At 69.2% G+C, this 21,601-nt stretch carries 20 protein-coding genes; 7 read left to right on the top strand and 13 right to left on the bottom strand.

Annotation, left to right across the window (positions count from 1 at the left end; genetic code table 11):
- The first annotated feature begins 10 nt into the window (after positions 1 to 10).
- A complete protein-coding gene (locus BQ7106_RS00260) occupies positions 11 to 796 on the top strand; it encodes a class B sortase (protein WP_072369499.1) in 786 nt (261 codons plus the stop codon).
- 51 nt (positions 797 to 847) lie between these two features.
- Here BQ7106_RS00260 and BQ7106_RS00255 read toward each other — a convergent pair whose 3' ends face one another.
- From BQ7106_RS00255 to BQ7106_RS00235, 5 genes are all read right to left on the bottom strand, one after another.
- Positions 848 to 2,263 (bottom strand): 6-phospho-beta-glucosidase, encoded by a 1,416-nt coding sequence (locus BQ7106_RS00255; protein ID WP_072369496.1) that lies wholly within the window; start codon positions 2,261 to 2,263, stop codon positions 848 to 850.
- A 117-nt stretch (positions 2,264 to 2,380) separates the two neighbouring features.
- The gene (locus BQ7106_RS00250; RefSeq protein ID WP_072369493.1) at positions 2,381 to 2,716 is read right to left on the bottom strand and encodes a PTS sugar transporter subunit IIA; all 336 of its coding nucleotides are present in this window, start codon (positions 2,714 to 2,716) and stop codon (positions 2,381 to 2,383) included.
- Between the two features lie 30 nt (positions 2,717 to 2,746).
- Positions 2,747 to 3,046 carry a PTS sugar transporter subunit IIB gene (locus tag BQ7106_RS00245; RefSeq protein ID WP_072369490.1) on the bottom strand — a complete coding sequence of 100 codons (300 nt, stop codon included), beginning with the start codon at positions 3,044 to 3,046 and terminating at the stop codon, positions 2,747 to 2,749.
- Positions 3,047 to 3,235: 189 nt separating this feature from the next.
- A complete protein-coding gene (locus BQ7106_RS00240) occupies positions 3,236 to 4,612 on the bottom strand; it encodes a PTS sugar transporter subunit IIC (protein WP_072369488.1) in 1,377 nt (458 codons plus the stop codon).
- A gap of 168 nt (positions 4,613 to 4,780) precedes the next feature.
- Positions 4,781 to 6,187 carry a glycoside hydrolase family 1 protein gene (locus BQ7106_RS00235; protein WP_072369487.1) on the bottom strand — a complete coding sequence of 469 codons (1,407 nt, stop codon included), beginning with the start codon at positions 6,185 to 6,187 and terminating at the stop codon, positions 4,781 to 4,783.
- Between the two features lie 317 nt (positions 6,188 to 6,504).
- Between BQ7106_RS00235 and BQ7106_RS00230 the strand changes: the two genes are divergently transcribed.
- Entirely contained in the window at positions 6,505 to 7,272 is a 768-nt protein-coding gene (locus BQ7106_RS00230; protein WP_072369485.1) for a GntR family transcriptional regulator, read from the top strand.
- 62 nt (positions 7,273 to 7,334) lie between these two features.
- On the opposite strand, the gene BQ7106_RS11100 is transcribed toward BQ7106_RS00230, so the two are convergent.
- Together BQ7106_RS11100 and BQ7106_RS00220 are read right to left on the bottom strand one after the other, a co-directional pair.
- Positions 7,335 to 7,964: a hypothetical protein gene (locus BQ7106_RS11100; RefSeq protein WP_205407635.1), complete on the bottom strand. Its 630-nt coding sequence runs from the start codon at positions 7,962 to 7,964 to the stop codon at positions 7,335 to 7,337.
- A gap of 28 nt (positions 7,965 to 7,992) precedes the next feature.
- Positions 7,993 to 8,493: a hypothetical protein gene (locus BQ7106_RS00220; RefSeq protein WP_129583749.1), complete on the bottom strand. Its 501-nt coding sequence runs from the start codon at positions 8,491 to 8,493 to the stop codon at positions 7,993 to 7,995.
- Between the two features lie 100 nt (positions 8,494 to 8,593).
- Here BQ7106_RS00220 and trhA point away from each other — a divergent pair, with 100 nt between their 5' ends.
- Positions 8,594 to 9,295, top strand: coding sequence for a PAQR family membrane homeostasis protein TrhA (gene trhA / locus BQ7106_RS00215; RefSeq protein WP_083526805.1), 702 nt, complete (start codon positions 8,594 to 8,596; stop codon positions 9,293 to 9,295).
- A 272-nt stretch (positions 9,296 to 9,567) separates the two neighbouring features.
- The gene (locus BQ7106_RS00210; RefSeq protein ID WP_072369479.1) at positions 9,568 to 10,986 is read left to right on the top strand and encodes a Sapep family Mn(2+)-dependent dipeptidase; all 1,419 of its coding nucleotides are present in this window, start codon (positions 9,568 to 9,570) and stop codon (positions 10,984 to 10,986) included.
- Positions 10,987 to 11,031: 45 nt separating this feature from the next.
- Here BQ7106_RS00210 and BQ7106_RS10955 read toward each other — a convergent pair whose 3' ends face one another.
- From BQ7106_RS10955 to nadA, 6 genes are all read right to left on the bottom strand, one after another.
- Positions 11,032 to 11,505, bottom strand: a complete 474-nt coding sequence (locus BQ7106_RS10955) for an alpha-amylase family protein (RefSeq protein WP_072369476.1) — start codon at positions 11,503 to 11,505, stop codon at positions 11,032 to 11,034.
- Between the two features lie 418 nt (positions 11,506 to 11,923).
- Positions 11,924 to 12,880: a hypothetical protein gene (locus BQ7106_RS00200; protein ID WP_072369474.1), complete on the bottom strand. Its 957-nt coding sequence runs from the start codon at positions 12,878 to 12,880 to the stop codon at positions 11,924 to 11,926.
- A gap of 109 nt (positions 12,881 to 12,989) precedes the next feature.
- Positions 12,990 to 13,538, bottom strand: coding sequence for a transcription repressor NadR (locus tag BQ7106_RS00195; protein WP_072369472.1), 549 nt, complete (start codon positions 13,536 to 13,538; stop codon positions 12,990 to 12,992).
- Positions 13,538 to 14,389: a carboxylating nicotinate-nucleotide diphosphorylase gene (nadC, locus tag BQ7106_RS00190; protein WP_072369469.1), complete on the bottom strand. Its 852-nt coding sequence runs from the start codon at positions 14,387 to 14,389 to the stop codon at positions 13,538 to 13,540. Before nadC ends, BQ7106_RS00195 begins: the two co-directional genes overlap by 1 nt.
- Before the next feature lie 74 nt (positions 14,390 to 14,463).
- Complete coding sequence (locus BQ7106_RS00185; protein ID WP_072369467.1) at positions 14,464 to 15,804, bottom strand: L-aspartate oxidase; 1,341 nt, start codon at positions 15,802 to 15,804, stop codon at positions 14,464 to 14,466.
- Complete coding sequence (nadA, locus tag BQ7106_RS00180) at positions 15,804 to 16,733, bottom strand: quinolinate synthase NadA (protein ID WP_129583748.1); 930 nt, start codon at positions 16,731 to 16,733, stop codon at positions 15,804 to 15,806. Before nadA ends, BQ7106_RS00185 begins: the two co-directional genes overlap by 1 nt.
- 294 nt (positions 16,734 to 17,027) lie before the next feature.
- Here nadA and BQ7106_RS00175 point away from each other — a divergent pair, with 294 nt between their 5' ends.
- The 3 genes from BQ7106_RS00175 to BQ7106_RS00165 are packed head-to-tail and all read left to right on the top strand — an operon-like array spanning position 17,028 to position 21,555.
- The gene (locus tag BQ7106_RS00175; protein WP_072369466.1) at positions 17,028 to 17,477 is read left to right on the top strand and encodes a MarR family winged helix-turn-helix transcriptional regulator; all 450 of its coding nucleotides are present in this window, start codon (positions 17,028 to 17,030) and stop codon (positions 17,475 to 17,477) included.
- A complete protein-coding gene (locus BQ7106_RS00170; RefSeq protein WP_072369463.1) occupies positions 17,474 to 19,753 on the top strand; it encodes an ABC transporter ATP-binding protein in 2,280 nt (759 codons plus the stop codon). Before BQ7106_RS00175 ends, BQ7106_RS00170 begins: the two co-directional genes overlap by 4 nt.
- Positions 19,753 to 21,555 (top strand): ABC transporter ATP-binding protein, encoded by a 1,803-nt coding sequence (locus BQ7106_RS00165; RefSeq protein ID WP_072369461.1) that lies wholly within the window; start codon positions 19,753 to 19,755, stop codon positions 21,553 to 21,555. The genes BQ7106_RS00170 and BQ7106_RS00165 overlap by 1 nt, the downstream gene beginning before the upstream one ends.
- Positions 21,556 to 21,601 lie beyond the last annotated feature (46 nt).

The following is a 21,601-nucleotide window of genomic DNA, read 5'->3' as shown; positions in this document are numbered from 1 at the left end:
GGGGCGCAGCATGCGGCTCGCTCGGGCCCTGACCGCGTTTCTCTCCGTCGTCGGGCTCTCCACGGCGGCGCTCGGCGTCGCCGCAGTCGCCCGCGACGGCGTTGCCGCGGCCAGCTATCGGGAGCTGGCGCGGGAGGTGGCGGCGGTCGACGACCGCGCGGGCCCCTCGCGGTCCGCCGACGACCGGGACCCCCAGGCCGGCGTTGACTGGGGGGCGCTGCTCGCCCAGAACGACGAGGTCTGCGCCTGGCTGCGCGTGGACGGGACCACCGTCGACGTGCCCGTCGTGGCGGCGGAGGGGGACGACCCGGACGCCTGGCTCTACACGGACCTCTGGGGCAGCCCCTCCGAGACCGGCGTGCCCTACCTTGACCACAGGTGCGATCCGGAGGGGAGGCTGATGGTCGTCTACGGGCATCGGACCGCCTACGAGAGCTACCTCTTCCACGACGTCTCGCCGCTCTACGAGCAGGGATCGCTCGACGCCGTGGGGGACGCCACGTGGCAGACGCCCGAGTCGGGAACGCTGACGCTCGCTCCGCTCTGCGCCGCGAGCGTGGCGATGGACGATGGGCGTTGGCAGCGCTTCACGGCAGCGGACGAGAAGGACCTCCGCGCGTGGCTCTCCTGGGCGCTCGAGGAGGCCGACGCCACGCGCTCGGACGCGGCGGCGTGCGCGGGGAGCGCCGAGCGCGCCCTCGTCCTCGTGACGTGCAACGGACGGGCGTACCACCCCGAGACGCGCACCGTCGCGGTCTTCGTCGCGCCCGGGGCGGGAGTCGACGGGGACTCCTGAGGGGAGGTGGGCGCCGCCCGCCGGAGGGCGGCGCCCCGAAGGCTCGCCGCCCTACGCGAGCGAGCAGACCTGGCTCGTGACGGCGCGGGCCTCGGACTCGTCCCGGGGCGTGCCGTCAGCGTTGTAGAACTCGGGGAGGTAGTCCTTGTGCGCCTCGCACAGCTCGTCGAACACCTCGTTCGCGACCGCGTCGGAGTCGCAGAGCTTGTTTGCCACGAGAGCGGCCACGGCGAGGTCCTTGTTGCCGGTCACGGCGGCCTCGGCGACCATGCGCTCGAAGCTCTTGATCATCTGGATCGTGCCGCTGATCGCCGGGGAGAGCTCGCCCACCGAGATGGGCTTGGGGCCGTCGCCGGTGATGACGCACGCGCACTCGACGGCGCTCTCGTACGGCAGGCTCGTGACGGTGCCCTTGTTCTGGACGTCGACGTACTGGACGTCGCCGCGGTCGTTCACGATGGAGTCGATCACGGAGCAGGCGGCGTCGGAGTAGTGCGCGCCGCCGCGCTCCTCGAGCTGCTTCGGCTTGACGTGCAGCTCGGCGTCCTTGTAGAGCTCGAAGAGCTCGGCCTCGACCTTCTTGACGACCTCGGCGCGGACCCCGTGCTCCTGGTAGTCCTTCTCGAGGCCCTCGAGCTCCTCGCGCGTGGAGAAGTAGTAGTTGAGGTAGGACACGGGGATGGCGTGAAGGCCCCTCACCAGGCGGTTGGACCAGGGGATGGCCATGATGTTCTTCATGGTGCCCAGCTCCTCGACGGGAAGGGTGCAGTAGCGCTCGAGCACCTCGTCGAAGCGGCTCTTGCCGTCGATGAAGACGTCGGTCACGAAGAAGTGGTGGTTGAGGCCGGAGAGCTCCATGCGCACGCGATCGGGGTCGACGTCCATCCACTTGGCGATGCCGAAGCGCATCGAGATCGGGCAGTTGCACAGACCGATGATCTTCTTCCAGTTGGTATAGCGCAGCACCGCCTCGGTCACGATGCCCACCGGGTTGGTGAAGTTGACGAGCCACGCGTCGGGGCACAGCTCCTCCATGTCGCGGATGATGTCGAAGATCACCGGGATGGTGCGCAGCGCCTTGAACATGCCCGCGGCGCCGTTGGTCTCCTGGCCGATGAGGCCGTGCTTGAGGGCGATGCGCTCGTCCTTGATGCGCGCGTCGAGCTGGCCCACGCGAAACTGCGTCGTCACGAAGTCCGCCCCCGCGAGCGCCTCGCGGCGGTCGAGCGTGAGGTGGACCTCCATGGGCAGGCCTGCCGCCTCGACCATGCGCTGGGCGAGGCCGCCCACGATCTCGAGCTTCTCGCGGCCCTCCTCGATGTCCACGAGCCACAGCTCGCGCACGGGGCAGGAGTCGTAGCGCCTGATGAAGCCCTCGACGAGCTCGGGGGTGTAGCTCGAGCCGCCTCCGATGGTGGCGATCTTGATCGGGCGACGGGCCTCGGCGCCCAGGTTCTTCTCGGTCATGTGTTGGCTCCCATCCTGTTGGGTGTGACGCTCGATTCTCAGAAGGGCGCCACCGTCTCCGGCAGCGCCCTTCAAAACACGATGTGCATGCGATTGTGCGTCTGTGGCGCGACCGGACTAGGCGTTCAGCTTCGCCTTGAGCTCGACGAGCTCGCGGTAGGTGTTGATGAAGTTCTGAGCCATGAGCTTGCAGGTCTCGGCGCTGGCCATCTGGTCCTCGGCGTGGAGGAGCAGAAGCGGCGTGCCCTTGCGCTCGCCGTTGGCCTCGGACGTCAGGAGCTGCATGTGAACGTCGTGACCGCCGGCGTAGGCCTCGTCACCCTGCTTGATGAGGTCCTCGGCCGCCTCGAAGTCGCCCTCCTGGGCCTTGGCGATCGAGTTGACGTAGCAGGACTTGGCGGTGCCGACGCAGCTGATGATCTGGAAGCAGATCATCTCCATCTCTTCGTCCATCGGAATCTCCTCTCGGGGTCGTGCGACGCGCTAGCCGAGGAGGGCGGCAACGTCGTCAAGGATCTTCGGCGCGTTCATGCGGCCGTAGTCGACCATCGGGATGACGTTGACGGGGATGCGGCCGTCGACGGCCTTCTCGAAGTCGCCCTTGGCATAGCCGATCTGGGGCCCAAGGAGGATGATGTCAGCCTCGTTGATGTGGTCCATGGCCTCGTTCATGGGACGGGCCTCGATGCTCGCGTCCATGCCGCGGGCAGCGGCCTCCTTCTGCATCTTCTGGACCAGCAGGCTGGTGGACATACCGGCGTTGCAGCAAAGCATGATCTTCATGGTGAGACGCTCCTTTCACGTGGGGCTCGAACCCCGTCCAGGCCCTGTTCGGGCGTGTCGTGCAACGACTCTAGACTAGCCATAACGCGAAGGTACGGTGCGCGCCAGACGGTGAGCGGCGCGCGATGGGGCCGCAGGCGCAGGGAGATGGGATTCGCCTGCGGCCCGGGGTGGTGGCGGCGTCCTTTGCTACTCCGCCATCTCGAACTGCTTGCGCTGAGCGACCTCGGAGGCCTTCATGAACGGCAGGTAGATGATGACGAAGAGGGCGAGCAGGACGACCTGCAGGACGGCGGCGCGCCAGTCGCCACCGGTGGACAGGAAGCCGGAGGCGATGATCGGGGTGGTCCAGGGCACCTGGATGCAGGTGGGGTTGACGAGGCCGATGACCGTGGCAAAGTAGCCGACGAGGATGCCGATGATGGTGTTGAGCACGAACGGAACCATAAGCGGGATGTTGAACACGATCGGGTAGCCGTAGATGACCGGCTCGTTGATGTTGAAGATCGCGGGCAGGATGCCGAGCTTGGCAACCTCGCGGGAGGGCTTCCACTTGCCCCAGATGAAGGTGGCGATCAGCAGGGCGAGCGTGCAGCCGGAGCCGCCCATGAGGGCGTAGACGTTGATGACGTTCATGTTCAGCCAGACGTCCGGACGAGCGATGACCGCGTCGATGCCGCCGGTGGTGTAGAGGTCCATGGCCTCCACGAGGACGATGGTGAGGACGGGCTCGACGAGCACGCCGTTGATCGTGGACTGGTGGATGCCGAGGGTGAACAGGAACACGCCGAGCGAGTAGATCACCACGAGGCCGACCGGGTTGGTGGTGAGGGCTCGCAGCGGGGTCTGGATGAAGGTGTTGATGAGCGCGGTGACGTCGGTCTGGAAGCCGGCGAACAGGATCATCGCGACGAGGCCGAAGACGCCCAGGGTCAGCAGCATCGGGATCAGGACGTTGAAGGACTTCTCGACCGCGGGGGGCACGCCCTCGGGCATCTTGATGCGCAGCTGCTCGATGCCGGACACCTTGATGAAGAGCGTCGGGGCGAGCAGGCCGATGATGATGGCCGTGAACATGCCGTTGGTGCCCGTGTAGTTGGTGGTGAAGGCGCTCGCGACGGCGGCGGTGGTGACCTCGTCGGTGAGCAGCTCCGAGGTGGCGGCGAGGTTGGCCGTCACGGTCTGGGGCATCATGATGAAGAAGACGGCGAGCGAGACGACAACGCAGGAGATGGGGTTGTCAAAGCGCTTGTTGGTGGCCAGGCTGTAGCCGACCATGCCGCAGAGCAGGATAGCGGAGATCGAGAGGGCGCCCTGGGAGAGCGCGGCGCCCCAGTACTGCGCCGTCGCCAGGATGTCAGCGTTGGGGAAGATGCCCATGCTGTCGGGGTTCGTGCTCCACAGGAACGTGAAGACGACGTTGTTCAGAAGTGCCGCGATACCGGCGAGGATGAAGACCGGCATGATGGTGGCAAAGCCGTCGCGCAGCGACCGCAGGTGCACCTGGTTGCCGATTCGAGCGGAAACTTCCGAGAACTTGTCAAGGAAGCTCTGACCGTTGGCCATGATTTTCACTCCTTACGTTTGGAACAGTGCCTGCTTCAGACGCCCTCTCTCCCTGATGAGCGCGTCCCTTGCAACATCTCGTGGCGCCTCGGCGGCGCCGGGATACGCGGGCGAGAAGAACGGCGGCGGCTCGGCCGCCCGTCCCCCTCGCCCGCGCAAGAAGGAGGGCTACTTGACGACGTGCGACGTCGCGACCTCGGTGAGCCAGGCCGCGGACTTCTTGGGCCTGCGCTCGTAGTTCTCCATGAGGTCCACCTCGACGAAGCCGTAGCGGTTCTTGAAGGCGTTCGACCAGGACCAGTTGTCGATGAGACCCCAGTAGTGGTAGCCCACGCAGTTGGCGCCGTCGTTGATGGCGCGCGCGATCCACTCGAGGTGCTGGCGGACGAAGTCCACGCGGTAGTCGTCGATGACCTGCTGGGTCTCGGGGTCCTTGTTGAGGTACTCGCGCTCGATGCCGATGCCGTTCTCGGAGACGTACCACTCGAGCTCGGGGTACTCGTTCTTGCACTTCATGCCGAAGTCGTAGATGCCCTTGGGGTAGATCTCCCAGCCGCGGCTCTCGTTCATCACGCGCTCGGGCCAGATGTAGGGCTCCGCGAAGAGCGGGTTGCCCCACTCGTCGTGGCTCTTGCTCGGGGCCTGGACGCGGCTCGGCTGGTAGTAGTTGCAGCCGAGCCAGTCGACCACGCCGTCGGCGAGCACCGCGTCGTCATAGGGGCGCACGGGCAGGACGATGCCGAGCTGGTTGGTGAGGGTGTCGATGACGTCCTCGGGCAGCTTGCCCTTGGTCACGAGGTCGAGCCACCAGCGGTTGGTGAGGCCGTCGTTCATGCGCAGCGCCTCGAGGTCGGCCGGCGTGGGGTCGTCCTTGGTGTAGGAGGGGGAGAAGTTGCAGATCATGCCGATGCGGGCGTCGGGGAGCATGCGGCCCTCGGCCACGGCCTGACGGTAGCGCGCGACCGCCATGGCGTGCGCGATGGAGATGTTGTACTGGGCGGTGCAGGCCTCCTGGAAGCTGTGGTGCTGCGGGTACCAGATGGGGTGCCAGTAGCGGTTCTCGGGCTCGACGATCGGCTCGTTGAACGTGAACCAGCAGCGGACCTCCTTGCCGAACTCGCAGAACGCCTTGTAGGCGTAGTTGGCGTAGGCCTCGCACACCTCGCGGTTCTCCCAGCCGCCGCGGCGGAAGAGGTAGGTGGGCATGTCGAAGTGGTAGAGGTTCACGAAGACCTCGAGGCCGGCCTCCTTGGAGGCGGCGAAGAGCTCGTGGTACCACGCGGCACCCTCGGGGTTGATGTTGCCGTCCTGGTCGAGCAGGCGGCTCCACTGGATCGAGGTGCGGTAGTTGTCCATGCCCAGGCTCTTGAGGAGGGCGAGGTCGTCCTTGTAGTGGTGCATGAAGTCGTTGCCCACGTAGGAGCCGACCTGGTTGTAGAACGAGCTGATGTCCTCAATCGACCAGGTGTCCCACAGGTTCTCGAGCTTGCCGCCCACGTTCCAGCCGCCCTCGGTCTGAGGCCCGGACATCGCGGCGCCGAAGAAGAAGTCCTTCGGCAGAGTGAGCTCTGACATGTGCCCTCCGTTCTCGTTGTCTTCAATCCAAGCGTGATGCCTTCTTCTTCATCTCGCTTTGTTGGCATGATTATAGCGCTCTAATTTATTTTGAGGAGGGTATTTTGACTGCATAATCGCGCGACGATTGGGAGATAATGGAGAAGAGATGAAGACATGGCCGCGTCTACCAGCGCTTTGTTTGACGTCTCATGAGCGCGCACCGGTGCGGGACCGACAGACCCTCACGAGCGAATTGACGAGAAAAACCGTTGGCGGCGCATTTCATACCGTTTGCGGGAGGCGACCGCACCATCGATCGAGAAAGGGAGGCCACCATGCTGAAGTATCAGTCCATCGCGTCTGACATCCAGCGCAGCATCGAGGCGGGCGCCCTCAAGCCCAACGCGAAACTTCCCACCGTGGTCGAGCTCTGCGAGGCCTACGGCGTGAGCAAGATCACCATCAAGCGTGCCATCGACCTGCTCACCGACCGCGGACTCATCTCGAGCCGCCGCGGGTCGGGGACCTACGTGAAGAACACCACCGAGCTCCTCGAGCTGACCGGCCTGGAGCCCATTGACGCCCTGGCGGACTCCGGCGTCGACTCCTTCGCGTTCTCCCAGTCGGACCGCGCCGCCGGCTTCACCGAGGAGTACACCTCGCTCGGCAAGAAGATCAGCTCCGTCGTCTACGACTTCTCGATCGTCAACCCGCCCGAGGACGTGGCGCGCCACCTCAACATCCACCCGGAGGACTTCACCTACCATCACTGCCGCGTCCGGTGCCTCGACGACGAGCCCATGGTCATCGAGTACACCTACATGCCCCTCGACCTCGTCCCCGGGCTCAAGCGCAGCCAGCTCTACCTCTCGGTCTACGACTACCTCCAGAACACGCTGGGCCTCAAGATCTCGAGCTTCCACCGGATCTTCCGCGCCGTTCCCGCCACCCGCGAGGAGGCGGAGCGGCTCGACACCAGGCCCGGCATCCCCATGCTCGAGATCGCGCAGGTGGGCTTCCTCGACGACGGCACGCCGTTCGAGTACTCGGTCTCGCGCTACGAGGGGACCCGCGGCGAGATACGCGACATAAACGTCCTCTAGGCGAGCCGTCCCCGACGCGGACGACCCGCGGGAACGGGCTCTCCCCTGCCCGGCGCACCGAATCAGCGGCCGCGCGCGCCCTTCCCCTTCCCCTTGGCGGCGCGCTTCTCCTCGGCGCGGCGAGCGCGGGCGGCGCGGCGACGGGCGCGCGCCTCCGAGCTTGCCTTCATGGCGGCGCGCTCCTCCTCCGCCTCGCGCTCGACGCGGCGCTCCTCCGCCTCGCGGGCGCGCAGGTCCGCCTCGCTCCCCGTGATCGGGGCCCAGGCGAGCGCGTAGACGAAGCCGAGGACGAGAGACACGACCGGCAGTGCGAGGACGCCCCAGAACAGCGCCGCGGGCGCCGTCACGCCCTGGGGCTGCTCGGGCAGCAGGTAGGGCACCATCGCGACGAGCAGGGTCGCGAGCGCGAGCACGCTCGCCGCGCGGCACGCCACCTGGGCGGCGGCGGGCACCGTCACGCTCGCGCGGCGCACGAAGATGATGCCGACGAGCGCTCCGAAGAGGTAGATGGAGACGGGCAGCGCGTAGGAGCCCGCGGCGCGCAGCTGGGAGGGGGCGCCCGCGTCGCCCTGCCCCACGGCGTAGAGGATGACGCTGCCCACGAGCAGCAGCGTTATGGCGACGAGGTTGGCGTAGTAGACCGACCCCCGCATGGGATACGTGACGCCCCTCCTGGAAAACGGCAGCTGCATGGCACAGACCCCCTCGTGCGACGGCGCGCTACGCGGCGCGGCCGTCCTTCTCGTCGTCATCCGGCAGGTACTTGGCGAACGGCCCCCTCTTGGACGCGTCCACGCCCGCGCACCCGAGGGCGTAGAGCAGGCCGAACACCATGATGAGGATGGGCGCCGCGCGGGTGACGTAGATCACGACCACGCTGACCCCCAAAAACGCCCCGCCCGAGTCGGGAGAGAAGACCGGGACCGCCGCGAGCGCGAGCAGCACGGCGAGCGCGATGCCGACGGCGCGGCAGGCGCGCTTGGCGACCCTGCCCATCAGGATGCGCTTGAACCACACGAGCAAGAGGCCGAGCACCACGCCCATGGCGTAGAGGAGGGCCGGCGACGCCAGCACCACGCCCAGCTGAACGAGCGACGAGCCCGCGAGCGCGGCGGAGACGACCCCCGCGTCGCTCATGTGGTACCAGGCGAGAAACGCGATGCAGAGCGCGGCGACGGCCACCCACGCGACAAAGTTTCCTATGAACGTCGTTTTTCTCAAGGACGGCTCCTCGGCGTCGGGTAAGGGTATGCTGTCAGCAACTGACGGCAGGGGTCATTATACCCTCGAACGCGACACGCCCCCTGAGGAGGAGACACCCATGGCAGACGTCACACCAGCGCCGTCGCCCGTCGAGGCCGCCACCGCGCCGGGCGGGGGGCCCGTGCGCAGGAAGCTCTACTCCCTCGGCGAGGAGATCGCCAACTCGGTCTCGCACGGCGTCGGCGTGCTGCTCTCCATCGCCGCGCTCGTGCTGCTCATCGTGGTGGCGGTGAGCCACGGCGGCGGCGTGCGCCTTGCCGCTGCGCTGCTGATGGGCATCTCGCTCATCGTCGAGTACCTGTTCTCGACGCTCTACCACGCGATCGCGCCCGAGCGGGCGAAGGCGGTGTTCCGGGTGCTCGACCACTGCGGCATCTACCTCCTCATCGCCGGGAGCTACGCGCCCTTCTCGCTCATCACGCTGGCCGACCGAGGCGGCGTCACGCTGTGCTGCGCCGTCTGGGCGGTCGCCGCCGTGGGCATCGTCGCCGAGTGCCTGCTGCGCGAGCGCCAGCCCGCCTGGCTCACGGCCGCGATCTACGTGCTCATGGGCTGGCTCGTGGTCTTCCACATCGGCGACCTCTGGGAGCTGCTCGCCCCGCCCGCGTTCTGGCTGCTGCTCGCCGGCGGGCTCAGCTACACGGTCGGCGCGGTCTTCTACGCCATCAAGAGGGTTCCGTACCTGCACTTCGTCTTCCACCTGTTCACGCTCGCCGGAAGCGTCTGCATCACGCTCTCCGCGCTGCTCTTCGTGGTGTAGCCCCCGCGCAACCGGCCCGGGGCCGAGGGGACGGACCCGCAGGCGGAGGGTCGCGGGAACGTGCGGGTTGCGGTCGCTCTGGAGAGAAGAACCGTCCGCAACCCGCACGCAGCCCAAGTCCGTGCTGGTTGCGGTCGCTCTGTGCCGCAAAACCGTCCGCAACCCGCACGCGCGCCGGGCACGCGCGGCCCCGTGCCGACCCGATGCCCGTCGCGCGCTATGATGGACGGCGGATCAGCCGCGGCAGCGCCGCACGACCCCGAGGAGGGCACATGGTAAACGAGCAGTTCAAGAAAGACGTAGACACCTTCGTCGACGAGGTCTGGGAGGACGTCGTCGCCGACATCGACCGCCTCGTGCGCCACGAGTCCGTCGAGGACCTCGCGGCGGCCGAGCCCGGAAAGCCGTGGGGCCCGGCGTCCAACGCCGCGCTCGTCGAGGCCGAGCGGATGGCCGAGCGCCTGGGCCTCCAGGTCACCGACGTCGACGGCCGCCTCGGCTTCGGCGACGTGCCCGGCGCCTCAGGCCCCGAGCGCTACCTCGCCACCATCGCCCACACCGACATCGTGCCGGTCGGCCTCGGCTGGAGCTACCCCGCCCTCGAGGTCACGCGCAGGGAGGGCTACCTCATCGGGCGCGGCGTCCAGGACGACAAGGGCCCCTTCGTGCTGTCGCTCTACGCCGCCCACTTCTTCGCGCGCCGCGCGGCGGCCGGCGAGGAGCTCCCCTACACGCTGCGCTGCATCATCGGCAACAACGAGGAGACCGGCATGGGCGACGTGCCGTACTACCTCGAGCGCTACCCCGAGCCGCTCTTCTGCTTCTCCCCCGACGCCGACTTCCCGCTCATCTGCGGCGAGAAGGGCCTCTACCAGGGACGCTTCACGTCCGGCGAGGTAGCGGGCGAGAAGATCGTGGAGCTCGACGGGGGCACCGTCCCCAACGCCATCTGCGGCCGCGCCACCGCGACCGTGCGCGCCGACGCCGCGACGCTGCCAGAGGGCGATCGCATCGAGGTCGAGCCCGCGGGCGAGGGCCTCGCGCGCATCGTCGCCACCGGCATCGGAGGCCACGCCTCGATGCCGGAGGGCACCGTGAACGCCATCGGCGTGCTCGCGCGCTACCTGCTCGCGCACGACCTCGCCGGCGAGGGGGAGCGCAGCTTCCTCGAGCTGCTCGTCACCCTGACCGAGGACGCCTACGGCCGCGCCTCCGGCATCGCCGCCACCGACGACAAGTTCGGCGACCTCACCTGCGTGGCGGGCGTCGTGCGCACCGAGGGCGGCCGCTTCACCCAGACCGTGGACTGCCGCTATCCCACGACCACGACCGACGCCGCGATCACCGCGCGCCTCGAGGAGCTCGGCGCCGAGCGCGGCTGCGCGTTCGAGCAGCTCTCGAGCGACGCTCCGTTCTACCAGAGCCCGGACGGCCCCGAGATCCAGGCCCTTCTCGCCACGTACGCCGAGTACTCCGGCGAGCCCGCGGAGGCCTACACCATCGGCGGCGGCACCTACGCGCGCCACTTCGCCCGGGCCTGCGCCTTCGGACCCAACGTGACGGACGAGGAGCGTCCCGCCTGGGCCGGCATCGAGCACGGGCCCGACGAGGCCATCTCCGAGGAGAGCCTGCGCCAGGCCCTCAGGATCTACATCGTGGCCATCGCGCGCCTGATGGAGCTCGACCTCTAGCGTGTGACAGGGGGACGGGGGGCGTGTCACCGCTCCGTCCCCCTGTCACACCCGCATCTCCTCGGTGTCCTCCGCGATCTCGCGGGCGATGCGGTGGAGCTGCCGGTCGATGTGCTTGAGCGCGTCGAGGCGAAACCCGTCGAGCGAGCACTCGTCCACGTACCATCGGCCCCAGCGCACGAGCTCCTCGTAGACGCGCGGGTCGTTGACGTCGACGTCGGCCCCCATGAGGTAGTCGTAGTTGCCGTTCTCGGCGCGCTCCACCGCGTCGTCCCAGTGCTTGCCGTCAAACAGGAAGATCGCCTTGCGGCGGGCGCGGTCGTCCCAGTCCACCCCATGGAAGCACGTCCAGTCCCATGTGAAGTCGGAGTAGGCACCCGCGCGCCCGGGGAAGGTGAAGCGCGTCCAGGCCGAGATGGTCTGCGGAACGCCGACGCGCTCGTCGCGGTCGGACCCCAGGACCTCCTGCGCGAGCACGTCCTCGCAGCCGTCGGCGCCGAGGCGCTGGTTGAGCACCACGTCCGCGAGCGCCTGGATGCCGTTTGCGTGCAGCGCGCCTATCGCCGCGCGATAACTCGGCCCGCGTGCCGTACTTGGTCGCCACCGACCCCTTCTGGTCAAACTCGCCGAGGTCGTAGGTGTCGTAGACGCCATAGCCCACGTCCTGGGCCCCCGTCTGCCCCTTGTAGGCGGGCGGCATCCACACGGCGGTGATTCCCTCGTAGGCAAACGAGGGGGCCTGCTCGGCGATTCTCCGCCAGTGGGAGCCGTCGGCGGGCAGGTACCACGAGAATCCCTGGAGCATGGTTCCGTTGGTCATGTCGCTCCTTTCCCGGGACGCCGGGAACGGGGGCGGCGGCCCCCGACACCGGACGTCACGTGACAGAGGGGACGGAGCGGTGACAGTCCCCCCGTCCCCGGTGTCCCCGGTGTCCCACTACGCCTCGTCGTCGGGGACGAGCGCCACGCCCGCCGCCGCGGCGAGCTCCTCGGGCGTGGGCTGACGCATCACGCGCACGGCGAGGTAGAGGCACGACCCCATGAACAGCAGGTCCAGGAGCACGTCGAACGCGACGTCCATCACCCCGCGCCCGATGAGGGCGCTCACAACCTGGACGAGGTCCATCGCCACCGAGAGCGCGGCGATCACGAGGAACGGCACGACCTTCTGGGGGCGGTTCGCGCCCCGGATGCCCAGGCACCCCGCGAGCACGTTGAGCCCGGAGGCGAGGCCGCCCGTCACGAGCAGCGCGAAGACCTGCCCGCTCACGGTGACGGGGACGCCCGAGATGACGGCGCGCTCCCCCTCGCCGTAGACCACGAGCGCCGCCCCCAGCACGATGACGACCACGAGCGTGATCACGCCCTTGAGGATGATGATGTCCGAGAGCAGGTGCAGGACGCGCTGGTGGCGCGAGCGCAGGAACGTCTCCCCCTTCACGCCCTTGTCGTGCTCCTCCTTGACCTTGTCCGCGAGGCGGGAGCAGACGAGCACGTAGACGATGGTGGTGGTGAGGACGATGGGGTTGAAGAGGATGAACGTTCCCATGCCCCAGCCCCACACGATGGCCACGAGCACGGCGAGGCCGACCAGGTAGCACAGGAACCGATACGGCTCGACGCGCGCCGAGTTGTTCGATGCCATGATGCCGAGGACGGCCGTGAGCAGGAGAAGCCCCGACGCGACCACGATCATCACGCCGAAGGTCGCCACGGTCCAGATGTCCCCGCCCGGCAGGCGCCCCATGACGTTTGCCGCCAGCACGATCACGCCGCCCACGAGGGCGACCGCCCCGATGACGCCCATGAGAATCGAGACTATGCGCAGCACGGCCTGAGCGGGCGTGCGCGGGATCGAGGGCTCAAGGTCGCTGATGACGCTCCCGTCTTCCATGCGGCTCCACTTCGTCTGCCCTGCAGTTCCAAGGGAGTATACCCAAACGGCGGGATGGGACAGGGGGCGGGGGCGGTGACACTCCCCCCGTCCCCGGTGTCCCACGCGCTCAGCGAAACGCCCGGGCCTCGTAGGCCGTGGGCTCCACGAGGTAGCCGCGCGCGGCGAGGGCGCGCTCGACCTCGTCGAGGACGGCCTCGCTCTCCGCGCTCACGTGGTGGAAGTGGTAGCCGCTCGTGACCTCGAGCAGGGGGGACGACACCCCGGAGGCGAGCTCGGACACGAACCGCCCCACGTCGCGGCGGCTCGCTATCTCGAGCGCGGAGGACACCTTCCCGTAGACCCGATGGTTCACGAAGACGTCCTCCACGCGCCCCCCGAGGTCGACGATGCAGGTGAGCTCGTCGGCGGCCTGGTCGGCGGTGTGGCGGCACTTGAAGAGCCTCGTGGGACGCGCGGGCGCACGTCCCAGGACGTAGCCGCGGTTCGTCGACACGATCCTCTCGCCCCGCTCGCGCAGGAGCGCCACGTCCTGGACGACCACCTGACGGCTCACCCCGAGCCGCTCGGCGAGCGCCGACCCGCTCACGGGCCCGCTCTCCCCCGCGAGCAGCGCCACGAGCCGCCCGCGGCGCTCGTCGCCAGCCGAGGTCGCCATCACAGCACCACGAGGTGCTTGAGGGAGAGGTCGAGGATCGGCGCCGAGTGCGTGAGCGCGCCGCACGAGACGAAGTCGACGCCCAGGTCGGCGTAGGACGCCACGTTGGAGGCGTCCACGTTGCCCGACGCCTCGGTCTGGGCGCGCCCGCCAACGAGGCGCACGGCCTCGGCCATCTGGTCGTGGGTCATGTTGTCGAGCATGATGACGTCGGCGCCGGCCTCCACCGCCTCGCGCACCATGTCGAGGGTCTCGCACTCCACCTCGACCTTGTCCACGAAGGGGGCGGCGCCCCGGGCGCATGCGACGGCGTGCGCCACGCCGCCCGCAGCGTCGATGTGGTTGTCCTTGAGGAGCACCCCGTCGGAGAGGCCAAAGCGGTGGAGCGACCCGCCGCCGAGGCGCACCGCCTCGCGCTCGAAGAGCCGCATGCCCGGCGTGGTCTTGCGGGTGCACACGAGCGTGGTCGACGTGCCGGCGAGCCCCGCGACGACGCTCGCCGTGTAGGTCGCGATGCCGCTCATGCGCTGCAGGTAGTTGAGCGCGGTGCGCTCCCCCTCCAGCAGCGCGCGGACGTCGGCCTCCACGGTGGCGAGGTGCTCCCCCGCCTCGACGCGCTCGCCGTCGACGACGCTCGCCTCGACGCGGGCGGACGGGTCCAGCAGCTCGAAGACGCGCGAGAAGACCGAGAGCCCGGCGATCACCCCCCGGGCCTTGGCGATGAGGTGGACGCGGCCGGGGCGCGCGTCGGGCATGACGGCCGTGGTCGAGACGTCACCGAAGGGCATGTCCTCCCTGAGCGCCGCGCGGATGTGGTCGTCCATCTCGAGCTGGATCATCGGGTCGGTCATCGTAGTCTCCAATCCTGTGTCTGTGGCTGCTACCGCGGCATCGGCGGGACCCGTCCCTCGCCGGCGTCGCGCCGTCACTCGGCGCCGGTGAGCAGCGCCACGTCGGTCACGTCCCGCGACCCCGCGATGAAGCGGGAGCGCGCCCGCGCCGCGGCGGCGAGCTGAGCCGCCGTGTCCTCGGCGAAGCGGTCGCGCATGATCTTGTCTGCCGCCCGCTGCGCGAAGACGAGCGACTCGAGCAGGCTGTTGGACGCCAGGCGGTTGCGCCCGTGCACGCCGTTGCAGCAGGTCTCGCCGCAGGCGAAGAGGTGCGGGAGCGTGGTCTCGGAGTCGGCGTCCACGTGGATGCCGCCCATGAAGTAGTGCTGCGCGGGCACCACCGGTATGGGCTCGCGCCGGATGTCGTACCCCTCCTCGAGGCAGTGCTCGAGGATGTGCGTGAAGTGCCCCTCGATCTGCTCGCGCGGCACCCGCTCGAACGAGAGCCACACGTGCTCGGCGCCCGTCCGCGCCATCTCGGCGAGGATCGCCGCCGAGACCACGTCGCGCGGCTGCAGCTCGTCCACGAAGCGCTCGCCCTCGTCGTTCAGCAGGACGGCGCCCTCCCCGCGCGCGGACTCGGAGATGAGGAAGGCGCGGCCGGGGCGCTCGCTCCAGAGCGTGGTGGGGTGGATCTGCACGTAGTCCATGTGCTCGAGCAGGACCCCGTGCTCGGCGGCGACCCTGCAGCCGTCCCCCGTGAGGCAGCCGAAGTTGGTGGAGTGGGCGTAGAGCCCGCCGACCCCACCCGTTGCGAAGACCGTCGCGTCCGCGTGGATCTCCAGGCGCTCGTCCTTCTCGCCCGTGGCGACCACGCCGCGGCAGACGCGGCGACCGGAGGCGTCGAAGCCCTCGATGAGGTCCGTCATGCAGGTGCGCTCGAGGATCTGCGCGTGAGGCAGCGCGCGCACGCAGGCCAGCAGGTGCGTGGTTATCTCCTCGCCCGTTATGTCCTCGTGGTAGACGATGCGGGGGCGGGAGTGCGCCCCCTCGCGCGTGTAGTCCAGGTCGCCGTCCGCCGTGCGGGCGAAGCGCACGCCGCGCTTGATGAGGTCGTCGATGATCGGACGGCTCGCGCGGATCATGAGGTCGACGCTCTCGAGCCGGTTCTCGTAGTGACCCGCGCGCAGCGTGTCCTCGAAGAACGCCTCGTAGTCGCCCGCGTCGCGCAGGACGCAGATGCCGCCCTGCGCGAGCATGGAGTCGCACTCGTCGACGGCGCCCTTCGAGAGCAGGACCACGTTGAGCGCCGCCGGCAGGTTGAGGGCGCAGTAGAGCCCCGCCACCCCGCAGCCGACGATGACCACGTCGCAGTCGATGACGTGGGACGAGGGGGACGGAGCGGTGACACTCCCCCCGTCCCCGGTGTCCCACATCAGCGGGCCCCCAGCTCGAGCATGCGCCTCAGCGCGCGGCGCGCGCCGTCGGCGACCGCGGGCTCCGGCAGCCCCACCTCGCCCGTGCCGTCGCGCAGGCACGCCACGAGGCGGTCCACCGTGATGCGCGCCATGTCGGGGCACACGGGCCTCGTTGCCGGGAAGTGGAAGCGCTTGCCGCTGCCGGCGCAGCGGCGCTCGAGCTCGCCGCGGACGCCGTCGACCGTGAGGATGATGAGGTCGCGCGCGTCAGAGGCCGCCGCGGCGTCGATGATCTGCGACGTCGAGCCCGCGAAGTCCGCGAGCGCCATCGCCTCGGGGCCGCACTCGGGGTGGGCGAGCACCGGCGCCCCGGGGAGCTCCTCCTTGAGCGCCGACACCTCGGCGGCGGAGATGTCCCGGTGGATGGGGCAGAACCCGTCGTTCAAGATCACGTTCTTCTCCGCCACCTGGCTCGCCACGTAGGCGCCGAGGTGGCGGTCCGGCACGAAGAGCACGTTGCGCTGCGGCAGGGCCGACACGATGCGCACCGCGTTGGATGAGGTCACGCACACGTCCGACCAGGACTTCGCCTCGGCCGTGGAGTTGACGTAGCAGGCCACGGCGAGGTCGTCGCCGTACCTCTCCCGCGCCGCCTCGACGGTGGAGCGGCGAACCATGTGCGCCATCGGGCAGTCCGCGGTCGGGTCGGGCATGAGGACGGCCCTCTCGGGAGAGAGGAGCTTTGCGCTCTCGGCCATGAAGCTGACGCCCGCGAAGACAAGCGTCGAGGCCGGGAGCGTGGTCGCGAGCCGCGCGAGCGCGAACGAGTCGCCCACGTGGTCCGCCAGCTCCTGGACCTCGGTCGGGACGTAGTAGTGCGCCAGGACCACGGCATCGCGCTCGCGCTTGAGGCGCGCCACCTCGGCGCGCAGCTCGTCGGTCAGCATGGGACTCCCCTCGACGGCGGTGACGAACCCAGACAGTATACAGCTTGCTTGACAGGTGACAAGACAGTTGAGATGGGCCGGGGTCGCGGAGCCGACCGCGCACACCTTCCGTTTGCGCCCCTTCTGGCAGCGTGAAAGCGAGGGTGTGCGCGGTCGGCCTCGGTACACGGCGAGCCGAGACGGGCCGGGCAGCCGATGTGAAGACGTCGTGGCGGCGATGCCTGAATGAAAGCCAAGCTCGCGGCCCGGGTACTATCTCACACCGTTAGCGGCTTCTAGTGTTAGGAGAATCGGATGGAGGACACCTCACCCTACGACGAGCTCGCCTTGCGGCTCGTCGCGGAGCTCAAGGGCATCGGGAAGGCCCTCGGGCCCATGGTCGTCAACGAGCTCCGCGGCGAGATGGCCGTGCTCAACGAGCTCGCGCGGGCCGACGGCCCCCTCTCCCCCGGCGAGCTCTCGGCCTCGGCGCACGTGTCGAGCGCCCGCGTCGCGAACATCCTGCGCTCCCTCGAGGAGAAGGGCCTCGTGACCAGGAGCCACTCCGCGCGCGACCGGCGCGCCGTCGAGGTGGCCCTCACCGACGCCGGCCGGTCCCTGGCCGATTCGCGCCGCAGGGAGGCCCTCGCCGGCCTCGCGTCGACCCTCGGGGAGCTCGGCGACCGCGACGCCTCCGAGCTCGTGCGCATCGTCGGCCGGCTGCGCTCCACAATCGAGGGGCGCGTGGAGGGGGCGAGCGCATGAGGATCGTACGCCTGTTCCGCAAGCACCTCCTGGCGCTCGTCGCCGTGGTGGCGCTGCTCGTAATCTCGTGCAACGCGGACCTCGCGCTGCCCACCTACATGTCGGAGATCGTCGACGTGGGCATCCAGCAGGGCGGCATCGAGTCCCCGGTGCCGGACACCATCCGAGCCGAGTCGCTCGCCGACCTCGAGCTCTTCATGACCGAGGACGACGCCGCGCTCGTCGAGGCGGCGTACGCCCCCGCGGACGACGCCGGCATCCGCGCCTACCAGGGCACGGACGCAGAGAAGGACGAGGGGTCGGAGCTCGCCGCCGCCATGGCGACGCCCGAGGTCGCCGTCCTCGCGCTCGAGCAGGGGGTCGACGCCTCCGCGCTCGCGGGGACGTCGCAGTCGGGGGACGGCCCCGCGGCGGGGGCCGCCATGACCGGCACCCTCGACCTCGACGCCGTGCGCGCGGCCGTCGACGCGGGGCTCGTGACGCGCGACCAGCTCGCCGGCGCCGCCGAGTCCCTCGGCGAGCAGATGGGGCAGATGGGCGGGAGCATCCTCGCCCAGCGTGCGATCTCGTACGTGAGCGCCGAGTACGAGGCCCAGGGCATCCCCGCCGCCGACGTCCAGAACGCCTACCTCGCGCGCACCGCCGCGACGATGTTCGGCCTGTGCCTCGTCAGCCTGGCGGCCACGGTGCTCATCGGCGCCATCGCGTCGCACACCGCCGCCACCATCGCACGCGACCTGCGCCGCCAGGCGTTCGACCACGTGATGCGCTTCTCGCCCGCCGAGGTGAACCGCTTCAGCCAGGCCTCGCTCATCACTCGCTGCACCAACGACGTCCAGCAGGTCCAGATGGCGGCGACCATGTTCATGCGCCTCGTGCTCATGGCGCCCATCATGGGCGTCGTTGCGGTGCTGCGCGTGCTCGCCACCTCGACGGGGCTCGAGTGGACCATCGGCGTCGCCGTGATCGCCGTGTCCGCCGTGGTCGGCGTGCTCATGGGCCTCACGATGCCCAAGTTCAAGCGCATGCAGTCCTACGTCGACCGCGTGAACCTCGTGGCGCGCGAGATGCTCGACGGCATCATGCCCATCCGCGCCTTCGGGCGCGAGCGCCACGAGCTCGAGCGCTTCGACGACGCCAGCCGCGACCTCATGGACACCCAGCTCTTCACCAACCGTGCCATGAGCTTCATGATGCCGCTGCTCATGTTTGTCATGAACTGCGTCACCGTGCTCATCGTCTGGCTCGGCAGCCACGGCGTGGCCGAGGGCGCCATGCAGGTTGGCGACATGATGGCCTTCATCTCCTACACCATGCAGATCGTCATGGCCTTCATGATCCTCACGATGGTCTCCGTGATCCTGCCGCGCGCCGAGGTCGCCGCGGAGCGCATCCAGGAGGTCGTCGACTGCCCGCTCTCGATCTGCGACCCCGCGCGCCCCAAGCTTCCCGCCGAGGACGCGCCGCGCGGCGAGCTCACGTTCCGCGACGTGAGCTTCCAGTACCCCGACGCCCGCCGCGACGTGATCCAGGGCGTGAGCTTCACCACGCACCCCGGCCAGGTCACGGGCATCATCGGCTCCACGGGGTCGGGCAAGTCCACCCTCGTCCAGCTCATCCCTCGCCTCTACGACGTCACGGGCGGGGGCGTGCTGCTCGACGGCATCGACGTGCGCGACTGGAGCCTCTCGGAGCTGAGGCGGCGCATCGGCTACGTCCCGCAGCAGGGCATGCTCTTCTCGGGCACCGTCGAGTCCAACCTCAAGTTCGCGGGCGACTCCGTGACCGACGACGACATGCGCGAGGCCGCTCGCGTCGCCCAGGCGACGGACTTCATCGAGGACCGCGCCGAGGGGTACGACGCGCCGATCTCGCAGGGCGGCACCAACGTGTCCGGCGGTCAGCGCCAGCGCCTCGCCATCGCCCGCGCCCTCGCCAAGCGCCCCGAGGTCCTCGTCTTCGACGACTCGTTCTCGGCGCTCGACTACGCCACCGACGCGCGCCTGCGCACCGAGCTCGCGCGCTCCGTCACCGACGCGGCGGTCGTGGTGGTGGCGCAGCGCATCGCCACGATCATGCACGCGGACGAGATCATCGTCCTCGACGAGGGACACGTCGTGGGACGGGGCACCCACGAGGAGCTGCTGCGCTCCTGCCCCACGTACCTGGAGATCGCCCAGAGCCAGCTCTCCGCCGAGGAGCTCGGCCTCGCTGGCTCGAGGGATTGCCAGGGAGGGGACCGTCCCCTCTCGAGCACGAGGGGAGGTGAGCGCTGATGCCGCGCGTCGGACACGGTCCGCGCCAGGTCGAGCGCGCCAAGGACTTCAAGGGAACCATCCGACGCCTGCTCGGCTACGTCGGGCGCCACAGGCTCGCGGTTCTTCTCGCCTGCCTGTTCGCGGTGGGGTCGGTGGTCTTCAACATCGTCGGCCCCCGCGTGCTGGGCACCGTCACGACGAGGCTCTTCGAGGGGCTCGTCGCCACGGTCCAGGGCACGGGGTCGGTCGACTTCGGGTGGATCGGCGCCACGCTGCTGGGGCTCCTGGGCATCTACCTCGCGAGCTCCGCGTGCAGCCTCGTGCAGGGATGGCTCATGACGGGCGTCACGCAGAAGATCTGCTACCGCATGCGCAAGGAGATCGCCGAGAAGATCTCGGTGGTCCCCATGGGCTACTTCAACGAGCACAGCAAGGGCGACGTCCTCAGCCGCATCACCAACGACGTCGACACGCTCGGGCAGTCGCTCAACCAGTCGGTCACGCAGCTCATCACCTCGGTCACGCAGGTCGTGGGCGTGCTCGTGATGATGCTCTCGATCAGCCTCCCCCTCACGGGCGTGACGGTGCTCACGCTGCCGGCGAGCCTCCTCATCGTGGGCGTGGTCGTGCACTTCTCGCAGCGCTACTTCCGCGAGCAGCAGCAGGTACTCGGCACGGTGAACGGCATCGTGGAGGAGGACTTCGCCGGGCAGGGCGTGATCCAGGTCTTCGACCGCGCCGACAGCGCCGTCGAGGCGTTCGAGCGACAGAACGACCGCCTGTTCACGAGCGCCTGGCGCAGCCAGTTCCTGAGCGGCCTCATGATGCCGCTCATGAGCCTCGTGGGCAACATGGGCTACGTGGGCGTCGTGGTGGTGGGCGCGGGGCTCTGCCTCACCGGCCAGGCGGGCCCCGGCGACATCCAGAGCTTCATACAGTACGTGCGCAACTTCACCCAGCCCATCCAGCAGATCGCCAACGTCTCGAACACGCTGCAGTCCATGGCGGCGGCCACCGAGCGCGTCTTCGAGTTCCTCTCCGCGCCGGAGGAGACCGAGCCCGCAGAGGCGCGGGTCCCCGCGAGGCGCGAGGGGCGCGTCGAGTTCGACCACGTGCGCTTTGGCTACGTGCCCGGCCAGACCGTCATCCACGACTTCTCCTGCGTCGCGGAGCCGGGGCAGACCGTCGCCATCGTCGGCCCCACGGGCGCGGGCAAGACCACGCTCATCAAGCTGCTGCAGCGCTTCTGGGACGTGGACGCGGGGTCGCTCTCCGTCGACGGCATCGACGTGCGGCAGTGGGACCGCGCGGCGCTGCGCGAGGAGTTCGCGATGGTGCTGCAGGACACGTGGCTGTTCAACGGAACCATCCGCGAGAACATCCGCTACGGGCGCCCCGACGCCACCGACGAGGAGGTCGAGGAGGCGGCGCGGGCGGCGCGCTGCGACCACTTCATCCACACGCTCGCCGGGGGGTACGACTTCGTCATCAACGAGGAGGGGACCAACCTCTCCCAGGGGCAGCGCCAGCTCGTGACGATCGCGCGCGCCGTGCTCGCGGACCGTCCGGCGCTCATCCTCGACGAGGCGACCTCGAACGTCGACACGCGCACCGAGGAGCTCATCCAGCGCGCGATGGACGAGCTCATGCGCGGCAGGACGAGCTTCGTGATCGCGCACCGGCTGTCGACGATCAGGAGCGCGGACGTCATCTTGGTGCTGCGAGACGGAGACGTGGTGGAGAAGGGCACGCACGAGGAGCTCCTCGCACGTGGCGGCTTCTACGCGGAGCTCTACAACTCGCAGTTCGAGGCGGCGTAGCGGGCGCGAGGCGGCGGGGCGGCGGCCATCGGGGTCGCCGCCCCGC

The sequence above is a fragment of the Thermophilibacter mediterraneus genome, from assembly GCF_900119385.1.
Lineage (GTDB): Bacteria > Actinomycetota > Coriobacteriia > Coriobacteriales > Atopobiaceae > Thermophilibacter > Thermophilibacter mediterraneus.
Note: the sequence above shows the minus strand (reverse complement) of the source record. Positions and strands in the feature narration are given on the sequence as shown.

Excerpts from the sequence above, each read along its gene's own strand:
- BQ7106_RS00260 (WP_072369499.1), top strand. The coding sequence starts at position 11 with ATGCGGCTCGCTCGGGCCCTGACCGCGTTTCTCTCCGTCGTCGGGCTC.
- BQ7106_RS00255 (WP_072369496.1), bottom strand. The coding sequence starts at position 2,263 with ATGACCGAGAAGAACCTGGGCGCCGAGGCCCGTCGCCCGATCAAGATC.
- BQ7106_RS00250 (WP_072369493.1), bottom strand. The coding sequence starts at position 2,716 with ATGGACGAAGAGATGGAGATGATCTGCTTCCAGATCATCAGCTGCGTC.
- BQ7106_RS00245 (WP_072369490.1), bottom strand. The coding sequence starts at position 3,046 with ATGAAGATCATGCTTTGCTGCAACGCCGGTATGTCCACCAGCCTGCTG.
- BQ7106_RS00240 (WP_072369488.1), bottom strand. The coding sequence starts at position 4,612 with ATGGCCAACGGTCAGAGCTTCCTTGACAAGTTCTCGGAAGTTTCCGCT.
- BQ7106_RS00235 (WP_072369487.1), bottom strand. The coding sequence starts at position 6,187 with ATGTCAGAGCTCACTCTGCCGAAGGACTTCTTCTTCGGCGCCGCGATG.
- BQ7106_RS00230 (WP_072369485.1), top strand. The coding sequence starts at position 6,505 with ATGCTGAAGTATCAGTCCATCGCGTCTGACATCCAGCGCAGCATCGAG.
- BQ7106_RS11100 (WP_205407635.1), bottom strand. The coding sequence starts at position 7,964 with ATGCAGCTGCCGTTTTCCAGGAGGGGCGTCACGTATCCCATGCGGGGG.
- trhA (WP_083526805.1), top strand. The coding sequence starts at position 8,594 with ATGGCAGACGTCACACCAGCGCCGTCGCCCGTCGAGGCCGCCACCGCG.
- BQ7106_RS00210 (WP_072369479.1), top strand. The coding sequence starts at position 9,568 with ATGGTAAACGAGCAGTTCAAGAAAGACGTAGACACCTTCGTCGACGAG.
- BQ7106_RS00200 (WP_072369474.1), bottom strand. The coding sequence starts at position 12,880 with ATGGAAGACGGGAGCGTCATCAGCGACCTTGAGCCCTCGATCCCGCGC.
- BQ7106_RS00195 (WP_072369472.1), bottom strand. The coding sequence starts at position 13,538 with ATGGCGACCTCGGCTGGCGACGAGCGCCGCGGGCGGCTCGTGGCGCTG.
- nadC (WP_072369469.1), bottom strand. The coding sequence starts at position 14,389 with ATGACCGACCCGATGATCCAGCTCGAGATGGACGACCACATCCGCGCG.
- BQ7106_RS00185 (WP_072369467.1), bottom strand. The coding sequence starts at position 15,804 with ATGTGGGACACCGGGGACGGGGGGAGTGTCACCGCTCCGTCCCCCTCG.
- nadA (WP_129583748.1), bottom strand. The coding sequence starts at position 16,733 with ATGCTGACCGACGAGCTGCGCGCCGAGGTGGCGCGCCTCAAGCGCGAG.
- BQ7106_RS00175 (WP_072369466.1), top strand. The coding sequence starts at position 17,028 with ATGGAGGACACCTCACCCTACGACGAGCTCGCCTTGCGGCTCGTCGCG.
- BQ7106_RS00170 (WP_072369463.1), top strand. The coding sequence starts at position 17,474 with ATGAGGATCGTACGCCTGTTCCGCAAGCACCTCCTGGCGCTCGTCGCC.
- BQ7106_RS00165 (WP_072369461.1), top strand. The coding sequence starts at position 19,753 with ATGCCGCGCGTCGGACACGGTCCGCGCCAGGTCGAGCGCGCCAAGGAC.